This window comes from Micromonospora sp. L31, assembly GCF_052068075.1.
Classification (GTDB): Bacteria; Actinomycetota; Actinomycetes; order Mycobacteriales; family Micromonosporaceae; genus Micromonospora; species Micromonospora purpureochromogenes.
The window spans coordinates 273,246-289,454 of sequence record NZ_JBQHDC010000001.1 but is presented as its reverse complement, the minus strand read 5'-3'; the positions used below and the strand labels follow the sequence as shown (position 1 = coordinate 289,454).

Annotated in this window: 17 protein-coding genes, 1 pseudogene and 1 riboswitch; of the genes and pseudogenes, 14 read left to right on the top strand and 4 right to left on the bottom strand. The window is 74.9% G+C overall.

The window, feature by feature from the left end; genetic code table 11:
• Positions 1-30 precede the first annotated feature (30 nt).
• Complete coding sequence (locus ACTMS9_RS01470) at positions 31-651, top strand: phosphatase PAP2 family protein (protein WP_441163929.1); 621 nt, start codon at positions 31-33, stop codon at positions 649-651.
• Between the two features lie 220 nt (positions 652-871).
• On the opposite strand, the gene ACTMS9_RS01465 is transcribed toward ACTMS9_RS01470, so the two are convergent.
• Complete coding sequence (locus tag ACTMS9_RS01465) at positions 872-1,621, bottom strand: prepilin peptidase (RefSeq protein WP_441163928.1); 750 nt, start codon at positions 1,619-1,621, stop codon at positions 872-874.
• A 506-nt stretch (positions 1,622-2,127) separates the two neighbouring features.
• On the opposite strand from ACTMS9_RS01465, the gene ACTMS9_RS01460 reads away from it, so the two are divergent.
• From ACTMS9_RS01460 to ACTMS9_RS01405, 12 genes are all read left to right on the top strand, one after another.
• Positions 2,128-2,691 (top strand): hypothetical protein, encoded by a 564-nt coding sequence (locus tag ACTMS9_RS01460; RefSeq protein WP_441163927.1) that lies wholly within the window; start codon positions 2,128-2,130, stop codon positions 2,689-2,691.
• The gene (locus tag ACTMS9_RS01455) at positions 2,685-3,629 is read left to right on the top strand and encodes a hypothetical protein (RefSeq protein WP_441143248.1); all 945 of its coding nucleotides are present in this window, start codon (positions 2,685-2,687) and stop codon (positions 3,627-3,629) included. The genes ACTMS9_RS01460 and ACTMS9_RS01455 overlap by 7 nt, the downstream gene beginning before the upstream one ends.
• The gene (locus ACTMS9_RS01450) at positions 3,626-4,276 is read left to right on the top strand and encodes an SAF domain-containing protein (protein WP_441143250.1); all 651 of its coding nucleotides are present in this window, start codon (positions 3,626-3,628) and stop codon (positions 4,274-4,276) included. The genes ACTMS9_RS01455 and ACTMS9_RS01450 overlap by 4 nt, the downstream gene beginning before the upstream one ends.
• A gap of 2 nt (positions 4,277-4,278) precedes the next feature.
• Positions 4,279-5,079: a ParA family protein gene (locus ACTMS9_RS01445; RefSeq protein ID WP_154940577.1), complete on the top strand. Its 801-nt coding sequence runs from the start codon at positions 4,279-4,281 to the stop codon at positions 5,077-5,079.
• A 20-nt stretch (positions 5,080-5,099) separates the two neighbouring features.
• Positions 5,100-6,632, top strand: a complete 1,533-nt coding sequence (locus ACTMS9_RS01440; RefSeq protein WP_441143252.1) for a CpaF family protein — start codon at positions 5,100-5,102, stop codon at positions 6,630-6,632.
• A gap of 97 nt (positions 6,633-6,729) precedes the next feature.
• Positions 6,730-7,629 carry a type II secretion system F family protein gene (locus ACTMS9_RS01435; RefSeq protein ID WP_357910584.1) on the top strand — a complete coding sequence of 300 codons (900 nt, stop codon included), beginning with the start codon at positions 6,730-6,732 and terminating at the stop codon, positions 7,627-7,629.
• On the top strand, positions 7,629-8,486 hold the full coding sequence (locus tag ACTMS9_RS01430) for a type II secretion system F family protein (RefSeq protein WP_441164420.1): 858 nt from the start codon (positions 7,629-7,631) through the stop codon (positions 8,484-8,486). Before ACTMS9_RS01435 ends, ACTMS9_RS01430 begins: the two co-directional genes overlap by 1 nt.
• A gap of 26 nt (positions 8,487-8,512) precedes the next feature.
• Positions 8,513-8,707 carry a hypothetical protein gene (locus tag ACTMS9_RS01425; RefSeq protein ID WP_179802641.1) on the top strand — a complete coding sequence of 65 codons (195 nt, stop codon included), beginning with the start codon at positions 8,513-8,515 and terminating at the stop codon, positions 8,705-8,707.
• Positions 8,708-8,976: 269 nt separating this feature from the next.
• Positions 8,977-9,408, top strand: coding sequence for a TadE/TadG family type IV pilus assembly protein (locus ACTMS9_RS01420; protein ID WP_441163926.1), 432 nt, complete (start codon positions 8,977-8,979; stop codon positions 9,406-9,408).
• Positions 9,405-9,881, top strand: a complete 477-nt coding sequence (locus ACTMS9_RS01415) for a TadE/TadG family type IV pilus assembly protein (RefSeq protein ID WP_441163925.1) — start codon at positions 9,405-9,407, stop codon at positions 9,879-9,881. Before ACTMS9_RS01420 ends, ACTMS9_RS01415 begins: the two co-directional genes overlap by 4 nt.
• A complete protein-coding gene (locus ACTMS9_RS01410) occupies positions 9,878-10,309 on the top strand; it encodes a hypothetical protein (protein WP_441163924.1) in 432 nt (143 codons plus the stop codon). Before ACTMS9_RS01415 ends, ACTMS9_RS01410 begins: the two co-directional genes overlap by 4 nt.
• A 15-nt stretch (positions 10,310-10,324) precedes the next feature.
• A complete protein-coding gene (locus ACTMS9_RS01405; RefSeq protein ID WP_441163923.1) occupies positions 10,325-11,488 on the top strand; it encodes a LysM peptidoglycan-binding domain-containing protein in 1,164 nt (387 codons plus the stop codon).
• A 180-nt stretch (positions 11,489-11,668) separates the two neighbouring features.
• On the opposite strand, the gene ACTMS9_RS01400 is transcribed toward ACTMS9_RS01405, so the two are convergent.
• The 3 genes and pseudogenes from ACTMS9_RS01400 to ACTMS9_RS01390 all read right to left on the bottom strand — a co-directional run.
• The gene (locus ACTMS9_RS01400; protein WP_441163922.1) at positions 11,669-12,508 is read right to left on the bottom strand and encodes a Rieske 2Fe-2S domain-containing protein; all 840 of its coding nucleotides are present in this window, start codon (positions 12,506-12,508) and stop codon (positions 11,669-11,671) included.
• 82 nt (positions 12,509-12,590) lie between these two features.
• Positions 12,591-12,926 (bottom strand): hypothetical protein, encoded by a 336-nt coding sequence (locus tag ACTMS9_RS01395; RefSeq protein ID WP_441164444.1) that lies wholly within the window; start codon positions 12,924-12,926, stop codon positions 12,591-12,593.
• Positions 12,927-13,113: 187 nt separating this feature from the next.
• Positions 13,114-13,338 (bottom strand): annotated as a pseudogene (locus ACTMS9_RS01390) (sigma factor); the annotation flags it as partial.
• A 140-nt stretch (positions 13,339-13,478) separates the two neighbouring features.
• Positions 13,479-13,714: riboswitch (cobalamin riboswitch) on the top strand.
• A 152-nt stretch (positions 13,715-13,866) separates the two neighbouring features.
• Here ACTMS9_RS01390 and ACTMS9_RS01385 point away from each other — a divergent pair.
• Entirely contained in the window at positions 13,867-16,209 is a 2,343-nt protein-coding gene (locus ACTMS9_RS01385) for a ribonucleoside-diphosphate reductase subunit alpha (protein ID WP_441164419.1), read from the top strand.

Genomic DNA, 16,209 nt, shown 5'->3' with positions numbered 1-16,209 from the left:
ACGGGGTATGAACATTTGGTGAGGTGAGGCATGGTGCGGACCGGCACGACGGACGTTCCCGACATCAGCGTGGAGTGGTACCGGGAGATCACCGAGGTGGCTCACGCCACCCCGACGCCGGTGCAGTGGTTCGCGGTGCACTTCACCGAAGCGGCGATCCTGCTGCTCGGCGCGCTGTTCCTGTTCGCCGCCGCGCCCCGGCTGCTGCGCGGTAAGCCGTGGGACCGGGCGGTCGCGCTGGTCGCGCCGGTCACCGTGGTCCTCGCCTACGCGTGCAGCGAGGCGCTGAAGACGGTCTTCGACCAGGCACGGCCCTGCCGGGGAGCCGCGACCGTGGTGGCCGGGCACTGCCCGCCGGTCGGCGACTGGTCCTTCCCGAGCAACCACGCCACGATCGCCGGCGCGCTCGCCGCGGGCACCCTGCTGCTCTCCCGCCGGCTGGGGCTGGTCGCCGTGGCGCTGGCGCTGTTGGCCGCGCTCTCCCGGGTCTTCGTCGGCGTGCACTACCCGCACGACGTGGCCGCCGGCCTGTTCCTCGGCGCCCTGGTGGCGCTGGCCGGCACGCCGCTGATCGCCCGCCCCGTCGCCGACCTGCTGGCCCGCCGCACCACCCACCCGGACCGACTCCCCGCCACCGCCGACTACCCCTGACCCCACCCGGCCGCCCGCGCCACCGGCCCGACCAGGGTTGGCCGATCGCCGGCTCTCGGCCAGCGGGCGGCTGGCTCGACCGACGGGCAGCTCGGCCGACGAGCGCGCTCGACCGGACCGCCGGTGATCAAGAAGTTTGCGTCTCGGGAAAGGCTCTCCCTGACGCAAACCTCTTGATCACCGAGTGGGTCGGCAGGCCGGCGGGCCGGGGGTGGGTGGGTCAGGTGGGGAGGAGGAGGGCGGCGCAGGTACCGAGGATCAGGAAGGGGCCGAAGGGGAGGTGGCTCGACCAGCTGACCCGGCGGGCCAGCAGCAGCGCGAGGCTGACCACCGCCGAGAGGGCGAAGGTGAGCAGCAGCCCGGCGACCAGCACCGGCCAGCCGTACCAGCCGAGCAGCATGCCCACGCTCAGCGCCAGTTTCGCGTCGCCGAGGCCGAAGCCGCGCCGGCCGAGCAGCAGCGTGCTGGCGGCGAAGGCCAGCCCCAGCGCGGCCCCGGCGGTCAGGGCGCGCAGCCACGGGCCGGGTCCGGGGCCGGTCAGCGCGGCCACCGCGAGCAGCGTGGCCGCGCCCGCCGCGGCCGGCCAGGTGAGCCGGTCGGGGAGCCGGTGCACGGCCAGGTCCACCAGCGCCAGCGGCACCGCCCAGCCGAGCCACCAGGCGAGCGCGGCCCGCTCGGCGAGGGTCGCCTCGGTGAGGACCAGCACCGCCAGGGCCGCGACGGCGGCCAGTTCGACGGTGCCCGGCGGCGCGCCGGTCCGGGCCCCGCAGGCCGGACACCGGGCCGTCGGGCCGAGCCCCGGGCGCCCGAGCCCGATCGGGGCGCCGCAGCCGTCGCAGCCGGCCCGCGCCGGCGACCCCGCCGGTACGGCGTACCGGGCGACGGCGAGCCGGAGCACCGGGGTCACGGCCAGGGCGGCGAGGACGCGTACGGAGAGTGATTTCCAGCGCCGGCCCGGGTGATGATCCACCGCTGGTGGTGATGCTGGATAGCTTGCGTCGGCCGGGCCGTCGAATTCGCGGGAATCCCCTCTCGTGGTTTTTGCGGCGAGGGGACGGATCGGGCGAGACGCATCGACAGGTGCCATATCCTCCGGACCGCCTGCCGGATCGGCGGGTGGGCCCGGCCGACCGTCGGCACCCGCGCTCCGACCGGGGGCGGCAACCCGTCCCGGCGTTCCGGACTCGCCCTCGGTCACCCGTGACCACCTCCACTCATCACCCACCGTGTTCGGATGAATTGCCTCTGTTGCATCGGCGGACGTGAGCCTATGCTCGCCCCTTGGGTACGGCGCAACCCCCGTCAACAGCGTCGGAGGCCACCCCAGACATCAGGTTCCACCATTTCGTAGAAGATCCGCACAGGTAAATGCGACAGCGGTAAATCGAGGTCCGGACGGCATCATCCGGGCGCGCTGGCGCATGCCCGGAGGCCACCGGAGACGGGCCGCCGGGTGGCACCGAGGAGGGCACGGCGTTGCGTACACGGCATCCCCGCCGATGGACAACCTGCCTGGTCATCGCCACGGTGGTCGGGTCGACCGCCGGCTGCGGCGGCGGGTCGGAGACGGCCGCCGGGCCCGCCGCCCGCAAGGCCGCCGAGCCCCGGCATTCGGCCGAGGAGGAACGGGCCGCGGAGCAGGCCGCGCTCGCCGCCTATTCCGGCTACCTCACCGCGTCCCGGGAGGCGAGCCGCGACAGCGATCCCCGCCACCCCGCGCTCACCCGTTTCCTGGCCGATCCGCTGCTCACCCGGGTCCGGGTGGCGATCGGCCAGGCCCGCACGCACGGCGCGATCCGCACCGGCACGTTGCGCTCCGACCCCACGGTCACCTCGGTCAGCCTGGACGCCGTCCCGCCGACCGTGGAGATCCAGGACTGCCTGGACGCGACCGGCTACCGGCTGGTGTACGCCAAGGACCGGCGGGTGGTGCCCGGCTCGGGCGGTGGCCGCCACCTCGCCACCGCGACCGCCACCCGGTACCCGGACGGCCGCTGGCTGATCAGCTCCGGTGCCGCCCACGAGGACCAGCCGTGCTGACCTGGGGAGGAGGGTGCGTCCCGGCTCGCGGACCCCGGGCCGGGGCGCCCCGCCGGCTGCTCGCCGGGACGCTGCTGGCCCTGTTGGTCGCGCTCGCCGCGCCGGTGCCGGCGGCCGCCGAGGGGCCGGGGCCGCAGTGCCCACCCGGGCAGAACGACTGCAGCATCTGGGACGACGACCCGGGCACCCCCGGCGACCCGGGCGGCGGCGGGGACACCGGCGGCGATCCGGGCGGCGGCACCGCCCCGAAGTGCCAGTGGAACGGCAAGCCGCTGCCCTGCTACAACGAGTTCCTCGGCTGGTTCAACAACGCCGACGGCTGCTACTACAAGCTGGCCGAGCCGCAGCCCGAAGCCCCCGAGGGCACCAAGTGGTACGTCCGCACCTGCAACGGCGGTGACCTCGGCAGCCAGACCGTGGTGCTGCTGGACACCCCGCCGCCCGGCTTCGGCACGCCGCCCGACCCGGAGGAGCTGGCCCGCCGCGCGCTGGCGTCGATCTCGCTGCTGCCGCCCCGGATCGCGGTGGCACCCCGCCGCAACACCGGCCCCGGCCTGGTCGGCCTGCCGGTCTGGATGTGGGCCAGCCCGGGCGCGAACTACTTCGGGCCGATCAGCGCCGCGGAGGAGGACCGCGGCCTGCGGGTGGAGATCACCGCCAAGGTCGACCGGATCGTCTGGACGATGGGCAACGGCGTCAAGGTCACCTGCGCCGACGAGGGCACCCCGTACGACCCGAAGGGGCCCCGCGCCGGCAAGACCTCGCCGGACTGCGGCTACGACTCCGGCTACCCGAAGGCCGGCACCTATCGGGTCAGCGCCACTACGTACTGGTCGGTGACCTGGCGCGGCGGCGGCGAGAGCGGCGTGATCGCCCAGACCCGGACCAGCGGGACGACTCCGATCGAGATCGACGAGCTTCAGGTGGTTACCCGATGAGCCTGGTCACCCGCAACGGCGCCCCGGTCGACGCGCCCGTCGCCCCGCCGAAGGTGCTCCGCCAGCGCCGGACCCGCCCTGGCCTGCTGGGGCTGGCGGTGCTGCTGATCGCGTTGGGCGGCCTCGGCGCGGCCTTCGCGGTCACCTCGGTCCGGGCCACCGGCAGCTACCTGGCGGTCGCCCGCCCGGTCGAGGTCGGCCGGCAGCTCAGCGCCGACGACCTGGTCAGCGTGCAGGTCTCCGGCGGGGCCGGGCTCTCTCCGGTGCCGGCCGGCAAGCTCGACGAGGTGGTCGGGAAGCGGGCGGCGGTGTCGCTCACCCCCGGCACGCTGCTGACCATGGGGCAGCTCACCGACGCCCCGCTGCTCGGCGAGGGGCAGCAGCAGATCGCGCTCGGGTTGAAGCAGAGCCAGGTGCCCGCCCGCAAGCTCCACCCCGGCGACAAGGTGCTGCTGGTCAGCACCCCCGCCGACAACGACGACAGCCAGGCGCCGGGCACCCGGTTCACCGGCACGGTGATCGACACGGCCACCCCGGAGAACGACGACGTGGTGGTCTACGTGGCGCTGCCCGTCCGGGACGTGCCGGCCGTGGTGGTGCTCGCCGCCCAGGAGCGGATCGCCCTGGTGCTGGTCGAGGCGGCCTGACCATGGCGATCATCGCGCTGGTCTCGGCGAAGGGCTCGCCCGGAGTCACCACCACCGCGCTGGCCTGCGCGCTGAGCTGGCACCGGCGGCTGGTGCTGGCCGAGTGCGACCCGGCCGGCGGCACCATCCTCGCCGGCTACCTCGGCGGCGCGCTGGACGGTCCTCGGGGCATCGGCGAACTGGCCGTCGGCGAACTGCGCGACGGCAACCTGGAGACCGCCTTCTGGTCGCAGCTGGTCGACCTGGACGCGCCGCGGCGGGAACGGTTGCTGCTGCCGGGCGTGGTCGACCCGGCCCAGGCGGGCAGCGTCAGCCCGCTCTGGCAGCGTTTCGCCGACTTCTTCGGCAGCCTGGAGAAGGGCCAGCCGCCGTACGACGTGATCGTCGACTGTGGGCGGCTCCAGGTGGCCGGTCCACCGTGGCCGGTGCTGCGGGCAGCGGCGGTGGTGCTGCTGGTCACCCGGGCGCAGCTGCCCGACCTCTCCGCCACCCGGTCGATGATCCGGGCGATAGAACGGGACTTCACCGAGCACCGGGTGCCCCCGGGCACGCTGCGGCTGCTGGTGGTCGGCGACGGGCACGGCAAGGGCGAGATCAGCAAGGCGCTGCGGGTGCCGGTGATCGCCACCCTGCCGGCGGACCCGCGTACCGCCGAGGTGCTCAGCCTCGGCGGCACCGTACGCGCCGGGCGGCCGTTGATGCGCGCGGCCGGCGCGCTGGAGGTGCCGGTCCGGGCGCTGCTGGACCGCCGCCGGGCCCGGCTGGCCTGGCCCGCCGCCCAGGAGGTGCCGGATGTGGTGTGAGCGGCCCGGGGAGGCGCGTCATGCGGTTTGAGCCGGTCTCCCACGACCCGCGTCAGCAGCCGGCGGCGACCTCGACGATGCCGCCGCTGCCCCCGCCGAACGGCCGGCACCACCAGCCGGCGCCGCCCGTCGCGCCGCCCACGCCCACCCCGCCGCCGCGACCGAGGGTGGACTTCGCGGTGGTCCGCGAGCTGCGCCGGGAGCTGAGCGAACGGCTCACCCAGTGGCAGCGCGGCCGGGAGTTCGACGCCAACGCCGAGGAGGTCGAGCGGGCCCGGCTCGCCGTCGCCGTGGTCTCCGGGTACGCCGACTCGGTGCGCCGCGCCGGCACCCCGATGGCCGCCGACGAGGAGCGGATCCTGCTCGACCATGTCACCGCAGAGCTGGTCGGGCTGGGCCGGCTCCAGACGCTGCTGGTCGACGACACCATCGAGGAGGTGCACATCCTCGGCTGCGACCAGGTGCGCATCACCCGGCACGGTGGGGGCGTCGACTGGGTCGAGCCGATCGCCGACAGCGACGACGAGCTGGTGGAGATCCTCCAGGCGGCGGCCCGCCGGGCCGGCGCGACCGAGCGGTCCCTGTCGACGTCCAAGCCGACGCTCGACCTGCAACTGCCCGACGGGAGCCGCCTCGCCGCGGTGTTCCTGGTCAGCCACCGCCCGTACGCGGTGATCCGCAAGCACAACACGCTGGACGTCAGCCTGGAGGAGATCGCCGGCTCTCGCCCCGACCTGGACGAGATGATCGACCCGCTGCTGCGCGACTTCCTGCGGGCGTCCATGCGGGCCGGGCTCAACATCATGGTCGCCGGGTTGGCCGGAGCGGGCAAGACCACTGTCATCCGGGCCCTGATGGACGAGATCCCGCCCGACGAGCCGTACGTGCTGCTGGAGGAGAGCCGGGAGCTGCTGCCGGCCCGCCGGGGTCGCAAGCACCGGGCGGTGATGAGCTTCGAGTCCCGCGAGGGGCACGGCGAGCGCGGGATGGACGGGCGACCGGCGGGCGAGGTGAGCATCGCCGACCTGATCCCGGTGTCGCTGCGGATGGGCGTGCTGCGGATCATCGTCGGCGAGGTCCGGTCCCGGGAGATCGTGCCGATGCTCCAGGCGATGACCACCAGCCGCGGCTCGATGTGCACCATCCACGCTCGTACCCCGGCCGGGGTGAGCGAGCGGATCATCGAGCTGGCGCTGGCCCACGGCCGGGAGATGACGGTCGACCAGGCCCGCCGGATGGCCGGCAACGCCCTCGACCTGATCGTCTACGTGACCGTCGAGGACGAGACCGCGATCGGCGGGCGCAAGCACCGGTTCGTCTCCCACGTGGAGGAGGTGATCGGGGTCGGCGAGGGCAACCGGATCGTCACCACCAGCGTCTTCGGCCCCGGCCCGGACGGCCGGGCCGTCCCCCGCCACCTGCCGGAACGCATCCGCGACCAGTTGCTGCGGGTCGGCTACGACGCCCGGCTGCTGACCCGCTTCATCGAGGCCGGCACCGGCGCCTGGCGCCGCCCCCGGCACAGCCGACTGGGCCCGGCGGTGCGCCGGTGAGCGCGGGCGTCGGCTCGGGGATGGACGGGAGCGCTCCGGTGAGCGCGCGGAGTGCGCCGGGGTGGCGAGCCCCGCAGCCGCGAACGGAGCCGACCCCGTGACCAACATCGAGCTGATCGCCGTCGTTTCCGGGGCGGCCTGCGTCGCCGGCCTGGTGCTGGCCGTGGTCGCGCTGGTCGGCACCCGGGCGCCCGCACGTTCTGCGCCGGGGGCCGGGCGCGGGCTGCGCCGGCTCTGGCTGGGCTCGGGCGCGGGCCGCCGCGCGCAGCGGGCGCACCAGGTCCGGCTGGCGGTGGCGGTGGCGGCGGGCGCGCTGGCCTTCCTGCTCACCGGGCTGCCGGTGGTGGGGCTGATCGTGGCGGTGGCCGTGCCGGGGGTCCCCTGGCTGTTCTCGGTGGGCCGAGCCGAGGAGCGGGCGATCGCCCGGATCGAGGCGGTCGGCGAGTGGACCCGCCGGCTGAAGGACGTCTCCGCCACCGGGCAGGGCCTCCAGCAGGCGATCATCGGCACCATCGCCACCGTCCCGGAGGAGATCCAGGAGGAGGTACGGCTGCTCGCCGCCCGCCTCCAGGCCGGCTGGACGGCCCGTACCGCGCTGCTCGCCTTCGCCGACGAGATCGGCGATCCGGTCTGCGACCAGGTGGTGGCCGCGCTGATCCTGCACCTGACCGACCGGGGCGAACGCCTCGGTGACGTGCTCGGCTCGATCGCCTCGGCCGCCGCCGCCGAGGTGGGCACCCGGCGCGAGGTGGAGGCCAAGCGCACCCAGCCCCGGTTCGCGGTCCGCTTCCTCACCGGGATGACCCTGGCCGTGCTGGCGTACGGGCTGCTGAACACCGAGTACGTCCGCCCGTACGGCACCGTGTTCGGGCAGCTGGTGATGGCGGTGCTCAGCGCGGCCTTCGTCGGGCTGCTGATCTGGGTGCGGTCGATGAGTCAGCCTCCGCCGCCGGCCCGCTTCCTCCCGGCCCCCGACCCGGAGGAGGCGATCGCGTGATCGTCAACTGGCAGCTCGCGGTCGCCGTGCTCGGCGGGGCGACGGTGGGGCTGGGCCTGTTCCTGGCGGTCCGGGAGGCGTTGCCGGCCGCCCCGGCGCTCGGCCCCGCGCTGCGCCGGCTGCACCAGCCCCCGGGCACCGTCGCCCCGAGCCGGGGCCTGGACTGGTTGGGCGGGTTCTCCCGCTGGCTCAGCCCGCCGCACCGGCAGCTCGCGCTGATCGACAAGTCCCCTGAGCAGTACGCCCTGTCGGTGCTGGTCTCCGCCCTGATCGGGTTGGCCACCCCGACCGTGCTGGGGGCGGTGCTCTTCCTCGGCGGGGTACGCCTGCCGGTGGTCGTACCGGTGCTGGGCAGCATCGGGATGGCGCTGGTCTGCGGGCTGCTCGCGCACCGCGCGGTGCTGTCGCGGGCGGACGCCGCACGCGACGAGTTCCGCGCGGCCGTCTGCACCTATCTCGACCTGGTGGCGCTGCAACTGTCGGCGGCGCACGGCCCGGTGCAGTCGCTCGAACGGGCGGCGGCGGTCTGCGACGGCTGGGTCTTCGACCGGATCCGCGAGTCGCTGCGGATCGCGCAGATGCAGATGCACTCGCCCTGGGACGAGCTCCAGGAGCTGGCCGAGCGGATCGGCATCCCGGAACTGGGCGACGTCGGGGCGATCATGCGCTCCTCCGGCAGCGAGGGCGCGCAGGTCCACGAGACCCTGCGCAGTCGTGCCGACTCGCTGCGGGACCAGATCCGCACCGACAACCTGGCCCGCGCCGAGGGGGTGACCAGCCGGCTGGACATCCCCGGTTCGCTGCTGGTCTTCGTCCTGCTCGGTTTCATGCTCTACCCGTTCGTGGCCCGCCTGTAGGTCCCCACCCCGACAAGGAGCACGCCATGCAACTGATCGCCTACCTGCACGTCACGCTGGCCGCACGGTTGGCGGAGCTGCGCCGCGAGGGGGACCGGGGCGACAGCCCGGTGCCGACCGCCGTGATCATCTTCGGCCTGGTCGCGGCGGCGATCGCGGTCACCGGTCTGGTGATGACGCGGGCCACCGACTGGATGGACAGCGTCCCCACCGCGCCGTGACCCCTCCGATGAGCTGGCCGGACGCACCCCGGGCCGGTCGGGCGGCCCCCACCGCCCGGTCCCGGGGCGCGTCCGGCCGTCCGCACCCCGGGCCGGCGACCCGGACCGCGCGCGCCGTCGGAACCCCCGACACCGCCGGGCCCTGCCACCCGATCCGGTCCGGCCGCGCCGCACAGCCTGACCAGGCGACCCGGCCTGGCCGGCCCGACCGGAACGGCAGAGCCGGTCGGAACGGCGGGGCCGCCCGGAACGGCGCGGCCGGTCGGGGCGTGCCGGTCGCCGTGCGTGGCGTGGTGCGGGCCGTGCGGCGACGCCTCGCCGCCGGGGGTACGGACCGGGGCGCGAACCCGGTCGAGCTGGCCGTCGTCATGCCGGCGGTGCTGGTGCTGCTCTTCGCCTCCGTCCAGGTGGCCGCGTGGTTCGTCGCCCGGTCCACGGCGCTGAACGCCGCGCAGAGCGGGGTGAACGCGCAGCGGGTGCTCCAGGCGCCGGCCGGGGCGGGCGAGGCCCGGGCCACCCGGTTCCTCAATGCGGCCGGTGACTGGCTCGTCGGCTGGGACAGCCCGGGGCCGACCTGCGTCACCGGGGCCACCGAGGTCACCTGCACGGTCACCGGCCGGTCCCTGTCGGTCATCCCGGGCGTCAGCTTCCGGGTCCGGCAGACCGCGCACGGCACCGTCGAACGCTGGACGAACCCGTGACCGCCGTCGCGGACGGCCGCGCCCGGGGCTCGGTCTCCATCGAGGTGGCGGTGCTCGCCCCGGCGTTCATCGCGCTGATCGTGCTGGCCGGGGTGACCGGGCGCACCGCGATCGCCGACGAGGCGGTGGAGGCGGCCGCCCACGACGCCGCCCGGGCCGCCTCGATCTCCCGGGACGCCGGCACCGCCCGCGACGCGGCCCGCGACGCCGTCCGCCGCCAGCTCGACTGGCGACGCCTGAACTGCGCCGGCGCGCCCCGGATGACCTTCAGCGGCTCGGTACGTGGCCGGTCGACCAGCTTCGACGCGGCGTACCGCAGCCCGGCCGGGCAGCCGGCGAGCGTGACCGTCTCGGTGACCTGCGTGGTGTCCCACCGCGACCTGCGGCTGCCGGCGCTGCCCGGGATGCCGCTGCGGACCACCGCCGCGGCGATCTTCACCTCCCCGCTGGACCGCTACCGGAGCCGGGGATGACCGCCCGTCGGGCCGGCCGCGACGAGGGACGGGTGAGCCTGTTCCTGGCCGTCGCGATGACCGGCGTGCTCGCGGTCATCGGCGTCGCGTACGACGGCGCCGGTCAGCTCCGGTCGCTGCAACGCGCCGACGACCTCGCTGCCGAGGCGGCCCGCAGCGGCGGCCAGGCCGTCGACCGGGCCCGCGCGATCGAGGGCGGCCCGAAGGAAATCGACGAGGGCGACGCGCGGGCGGCCGTCCGCGACTACCTCTCGGCGGCGGGCGCGACCAGGCACTCGGTGAGCTTCCCCGTGATCGACGGCGAGAAGCAGATCCGGGTACGCGTCACCGTCACCTACCGCCGGCACATGCTCGGCCTCTTCGGCATGGACGACACCGTCACCGTCTCGGGTGAGGCCACTGCGCGGGCACTCACCGGGGCACCGTAGGAAGGGAAGGCCGCCATGACCGCACCGCGTGGCTCCGCCGTTCGGCGGACCGGCCAGCTGCTCACCGGCTTCGGGTCGCTGGTCGTCCTGGTCGCGCTGCTGGTGGGCGCGCCGGTGGCGCTGCTCGCCTTCGCCGGTAATCCGCTGCCCGACCACCTGCCCAGCCTGTCGGAGGTGGGCACGGCGCTCACCAGCCGGGACGACGGTCGGTTGTTCCTGCGCGCGCTGGCCGTGGTCGGCTGGTTCGGCTGGGCGACGTTCGCCTTCTCCGTGCTGGTGGAGCTGGCGGCGCAGGCGACCCGGCGGCCGGCGCCCCGGCTGCCCGGGATGAGCCGGCAGCAACGGGCGGCGGCGGCGCTGGTCGGGTCGGTCGCGTTGATCATCGCGGCGAGCCCGGCGGCCAGCGCGGCGGCGGCCATGACGTACCCGGCGACGGCCGGCACCGGGCTCCCGGCGACGGGCGCGGCAATGCCGGCGACGGGCGCGACGGTGGTCCTCGCGGCGCCGCCCGTCGGATCGACGGGGGCGGTCCCCGAGGGTGCCGGCGCCGAGGCTGTCCGGCCGCAGCCGGCCCCGCCGGTGTACCGGGTCGCCAAGGGCGACTACCTGGGCGAGGTGGCGGAACGCTACCTGGACGACTTCGACCGCTACCAGGAGCTGGCCCGGCTCAACCGGCTGCACGACGCCGACCGGATCCGGCCGGGCCAGCTGATCAAGCTGCCGGCGCGGGCGGAGGACGGCGGTGCACGCACGCACGCGACCGGCCGGCTGGTGGCCGGACAGCCGACGCCGCGCAAGCCGTCGCCCCAGCCGCCGGCCGCGTCCCCGGGCTCGCCGAAGGGGTCCCCCGGCGGCATCGGGTCGCCGGTCCCCGACGAGCAGGCCGGGCCGGGTGCTCCGGGCGGTCAGGTCGGACCGGGCGGGACCGGCGCGACGCCGGGACAGCCGGCACCCCGGACGATGCCGCCGCAGGTGGAGCGGCCGGCGGGGGCACCCCCGGCGATGGCGGCCGGGGCCTCCCGGGCCACCGACGACGACGGGATGAACCGGCCGCTGGCGGTCTCCGCGGTGCTCGCCGTGGCCAGCATCGTCGGCGCGCAGATCGGCGCGGTGCTCGGGCTGCGCCGCCGCCCGGCCCGGGCCGTCGCGGCCGCCCGCGCTCGCCACCGCCGTGACTGACCAGGGGTACGCGCACCCGGCCGCGCCCAACAACAGCGGGCGGCGTGATCTGCGGCGCTCGCGACCGGAACCGGCAGGTCACTGGCCCGGGCCACGGCACCCTGCCGTGCCCGCAATGCCGTGAGCCGACGGGCCGCCCGGCCCGGGCCACCGCGGTCCGGCCAGGTGCCCGGTGGGAGGTCAGGGCAGCTTGGTCTGGAGGATTCCGTCGACCACCCGGGTCGGCAGGAGCTGCTGGTCGTTCGCGGCGGGGCCGTGCACGACCTCGCCGCCGTTGAGCCGGAACGTGGAGCCGTGCCAGGGGCAGACCACGCAGGCGTGGCCCTCGATCTCCTGCACCTCGCCCTCGCCGAGCGGGCCGCTCTGGTGCGGGCAGCGTTCCAGCATCACGGTGACGTCGTCGCCGTGCCGGTAGAGGATCACCGAGACGTCGTCGACCTCGCGGGTGATCAGCTCGCGCTGCGGCAGCGTGGCCAGGTCGGCGATGGCCTTCCATTCGTCGGTCATCCGGTGCAGCTCGGAGATGCTCTGGTTCACCTGCGCACCCTGCTTGTACGCCAGGTGCCCGCCGATGTACGCCCCGGTGCTGGCCGCGCTCAGCCCCAGGTACGCCAGCACCCGCCCCATGCCGTGCCGGCCGCGCATCCGGGCGGCGAGCGAACTGGCGTAGAACACCAGCGCGACGGAGTTGGAGGCGGCGTGCACCAGCCCGACCCGGCGCTGGTCCCGGGCCAGGGCGGCCCAGTCGTTCAGCCCGGCGACGGCGGCCGGGAGGGCGCTCACCGTACCCAGCCCGACCAGGGTGGTCGCGGCCCGGCGCTGACCGGGCAGCAGGTCCAGCACGGCGGCGCTGATCCACGCGCCCACCGGCACCTGCACCATCGCCGGGTGCAGCGGATGGCCCAGCCAGACGCCGTGCAGCAGGTCACGGACCCGCTGCCCGCGCAGGGTCGACTGGACGGCCCGCTGGAGTCGATCGCCGACCGGGTCCAGCGCGGCGTTCTGCTCGATCTTGTTCATCAGCGCTCGCACGTTCCCCGACTTCCCGGCAGATGCGGTCGCAAACCGGGCGGCGGGGACGAATTCCGCCGCCCGGCCGAAATCAGCGCCAGTCGTGGGCCTCCGGGTGGAAGGTGGCGCTGCGGAAGAGGCCGTCCAGGTTGCCGCCGAGCTTGCGCAGGGTGGCCTTGTCGTGCGCGGTCATTTCCACGTACAGACCCTGGACTCCGTAGACCTGGAGGCTCGCGCCGCCGTCCAGGGAGGACGTGCGGCGGGCGGGGTGGCCGTTGATGCGGGAGGTGGGATCGCCGATGACCGCGCCGTAGGACAGCTCCACGTCCCAGCGGTCGTTCGCCCTCCTGCTCATCAGGTACGCCATCGGCTTCAGGCCGGCCGGGGGCGTGGCGAAGCGCACCGGCAGCCGGAGGGGCCAATCCACGGCGTAGCGGAGTTCGAGGGCGATCCGCCGGGCGACGGCGCGCGCGCAGCACCAGCACGGCCCGCTGCCGGGGCGGCACCTGGGCGAGCGCGGCGTGCAGCAGCTCCCGGTCCTCCACCGCGTCGCCAGTCGGGGCGGGCGCCGGCTCGGGTGTCGTGTCGACCAGGCGGACCCGGGACCAGAGCCGGCGCTTCTCGTCGAGGAAGACCCGGACCAGCACGGTACGCACGTACGCGTCGACGTTGTCCGCCTCGCGGGCCCGCCGCCAGCCGACGTAGAGCCGGGTGACGGCGGTCTGGACGAGATCGTCGCCACGGTGCGCGTCCCCGGTCAGGTGGCAGGCGATCCGGCGCAGCGCCGGCAGCCGCGACGTGACGTACTCGACGTACTCCTGTTCCAGGTCCGCCCGCATCCACCCACCCCGTCCGTGAACATTCACCCCGCTGACGGGGTCGGGCACCGTCCAGGTTGTACGCGGCGCATATTTCTCCGCCGATGCGACACGCCCACAGCATATGGTGTGTTGGCTTTTTGCGACCCACTACATCTAGGATCACTTTTACTGCTGGTGCTACCCCCCAAGGGTCCGCCAGGCGTCGACGTCCGCCAGGCGTCGCGCCGAACAGGGAACCCGGTGCGAATCCGGGACTGCCCCGCAGCGGTGAGCGAGAACGACCGCCGTCACGAGCACTGGGCCCGACGGGGCCCGGGAAGCGACGGCCAGTAGGCGAACGCGCCGGACGCGTCTGCCCGCGAGTCCGAAGACCTGCCAGCAGGGCGTGCCCACCGGGCACGCGGACCACCTCGGGGCCTCGTGGGAGGGCCGTCGAGCCGTACGGAGCACCGCCGGCACACCGACCGGTGGCGATCCGGCGTGCCGTCGTGCCCTCCCGCGGTCCACACCGACCACCCAGGAGAGCACGTGACGGCGTCATCCACCATCGCCCCACCCCCGGTCGGGGCACTGCGGGACCTCCTGCACCAGCACCACCACGACCTGCCCGACACCGACCCGGAGCGGATCCTCGCCCTGGTCGAGTCGGGTCGCACCGCCGGCGCGGACACCGACGAGCTGACCCGGCTGGCCATCGCGGCGGCGGCCGGGCTCACCGCCGAGGAGCCCGGGTACGCCCGGCTGGCCGCCCGCCTGCTCGCCGGGCGGATCGCCGACGAGACCACCGGCCAGGGCATCGACAGCTTCAGCGACAGCGTTTCCGCCGCGTACGCCGAGGGCCTGCTGGACCCGGGCTTCGCCGGCTTCGTCGCGACGCACGCCGCCGCCCTCGACGCCCTGGTCGACCACGCCGGCGACGACGCCTTCGAGTACTTCGGACTGCGCACCCTGCACGACCGCTACCTGCTGCGCCACCCGCGCAGCCGGGCGGTGCTCGAACGGCCGCAGCACTTCTGGCTGCGGGTCGCCACCGGCCTGTCCGACACCGTCGAGCAGGCCGGCGAGCTGTACCGGCTGATGTCCCGGCTGGCCTACCTGCCCAGCTCGCCGACGCTGTTCAACGCCGGCGCCCGGCACCAGCAGCTCTCCTCCTGCTTCCTGGTCGACTCGCCCCGCGATGAGCTGGACTCGATCTACGACCGCTACACGCAGGTGGCGAGGCTGTCCAAGTTCGCCGGTGGAATCGGCATCTCGTGGTCCCGGGTGCGCTCGCGGGGGTCGCTGATCCGGGGCACCAACGGCCGCTCCAACGGCATCGTGCCCTGGCTGCGCACCCTCGACGCCAGCGTCGCGGCGGTCAACCAGGGCGGCCGGCGCAAGGGCGCGGCCTGCGTCTACCTGGACACCTGGCACGCCGACATCGAGGAGTTCCTGGAACTGAAGGACAACACCGGCGACGAGGCCCGGCGTACGCACAACCTGAACCTGGCCAACTGGGTGCCGGACGAGTTCATGCGCCGCGTCGAGGCGGACGCCGACTGGTCGCTCTTCGACCCGAAGGAGGTGCCGGAGCTGGTCGACCTGTGGGGCGCGGAGTTCGACGCCGCCTACCGGGCGGCGGAGGCGGCCGGCAAGGCGGTGCGAACGCTGCCGGCCCGCACCCTGTACGGCCGGATGATGCGCACCCTGGCGCAGACCGGCAACGGCTGGATGACGTTCAAGGACGCGGCGAACCGCACCTGCAACCAGGTCGGCGCGGGCGGGGGTGTGGTGCACCATTCCAACCTCTGCACCGAGATCCTGGAGGTGACCAGCGACGACGAGACGGCCGTCTGCACGCTCGGCTCGGTCAACCTGGCCGCCCACCTGGTCGACGGTGGCGTGGACTTCGCCAAGCTCGCCACGACGGTCCGGCTGGCGGTCGGGGCGCTGGACCGGGCGATCGACCGGAACTGGTTCCCCACCGAGCAGGCGGCCACCGCGCACCGGCGGTGGCGGCCGCTGGGGCTGGGCGTGATGGGGCTGGCCGACGTCTTCGCCGCGCTGCGACTGCCGTTCGACTCGCCGGAGGCGCTGGCCCTGTCCACCCGGATCGCCGAGGAGATCGCCCTGGCCGCGTACGACGCCTCCGCCGACCTGGCGGCGGAGCAGGGCGCGCACCCGGCGTACCCGCTGACCCGGGCAGCCGGCGGGGTGCTGCACCCGGACCACTGGCCGGACGCCCGGCCCACCCGGCCGGAGGCGTGGGCGGCGCTGCGGGAGAGGGTGGCCCGGCACGGGCTGCGCAACTCGCTGCTGGTGGCGATCGCGCCGACGGCCACCATCGCCTCGATCGCCGGCTGCGCCGAGTGCGTCGAGCCGCTGGTCTCCAACGTCTTCAAGCGGGAGACCCTCTCCGGGGAGTTCCTCCAGGTCAACCGGCACCTGGTCGCCGACCTGAAGCGGCTGGGCCGGTGGACCCCGCAGACCCGGGACGCGATCAAGCGGGCGGACGGCTCGGTGCAGGAGCTGGACCTGCCGGCGGAGCTGAAGGCGCTGCACCGCACCGCCTGGGAGCTGCCGCAGAAGGCGCTGATCGACCTGGCCGCCGCCCGCGCCCCGTACGTGGACCAGTCGCAGTCGCTCAACCTGTTCCAGGCCAGCCCGACCATCGGCCGGCTCTCCTCGATGTACGCGTACGCCTGGCGGGCCGGCCTGAAGACCACCTACTACCTGCGGTCCCGTCCGGCGACCCGGATCGCGCAGACCACGGTCGCCGCCGCGCCGGCGGCCGCACCCGTGCCCTCGCCGCGACCGGCGGCGCCGGCCCTGCTCACCCTGTCCGTCGGCGAGAGCGACGCGGTCGCCTGCTCGCTGGAGAACCCCGAGATCTGCGAGGCCTGCCAGTGA

Coding starts and splice junctions, on each gene's coding strand:
- ACTMS9_RS01470 (WP_441163929.1), top strand. CDS start 31: ATGGTGCGGACCGGCACGACGGACGTTCCCGACATCAGCGTGGAGTGG.
- ACTMS9_RS01450 (WP_441143250.1), top strand. CDS start 3,626: ATGAGCCTGGTCACCCGCAACGGCGCCCCGGTCGACGCGCCCGTCGCC.
- ACTMS9_RS01445 (WP_154940577.1), top strand. CDS start 4,279: ATGGCGATCATCGCGCTGGTCTCGGCGAAGGGCTCGCCCGGAGTCACC.
- ACTMS9_RS01440 (WP_441143252.1), top strand. CDS start 5,100: ATGCGGTTTGAGCCGGTCTCCCACGACCCGCGTCAGCAGCCGGCGGCG.
- ACTMS9_RS01425 (WP_179802641.1), top strand. CDS start 8,513: ATGCAACTGATCGCCTACCTGCACGTCACGCTGGCCGCACGGTTGGCG.
- ACTMS9_RS01410 (WP_441163924.1), top strand. CDS start 9,878: ATGACCGCCCGTCGGGCCGGCCGCGACGAGGGACGGGTGAGCCTGTTC.
- ACTMS9_RS01405 (WP_441163923.1), top strand. CDS start 10,325: ATGACCGCACCGCGTGGCTCCGCCGTTCGGCGGACCGGCCAGCTGCTC.
- ACTMS9_RS01400 (WP_441163922.1), bottom strand. CDS start 12,508: ATGAACAAGATCGAGCAGAACGCCGCGCTGGACCCGGTCGGCGATCGA.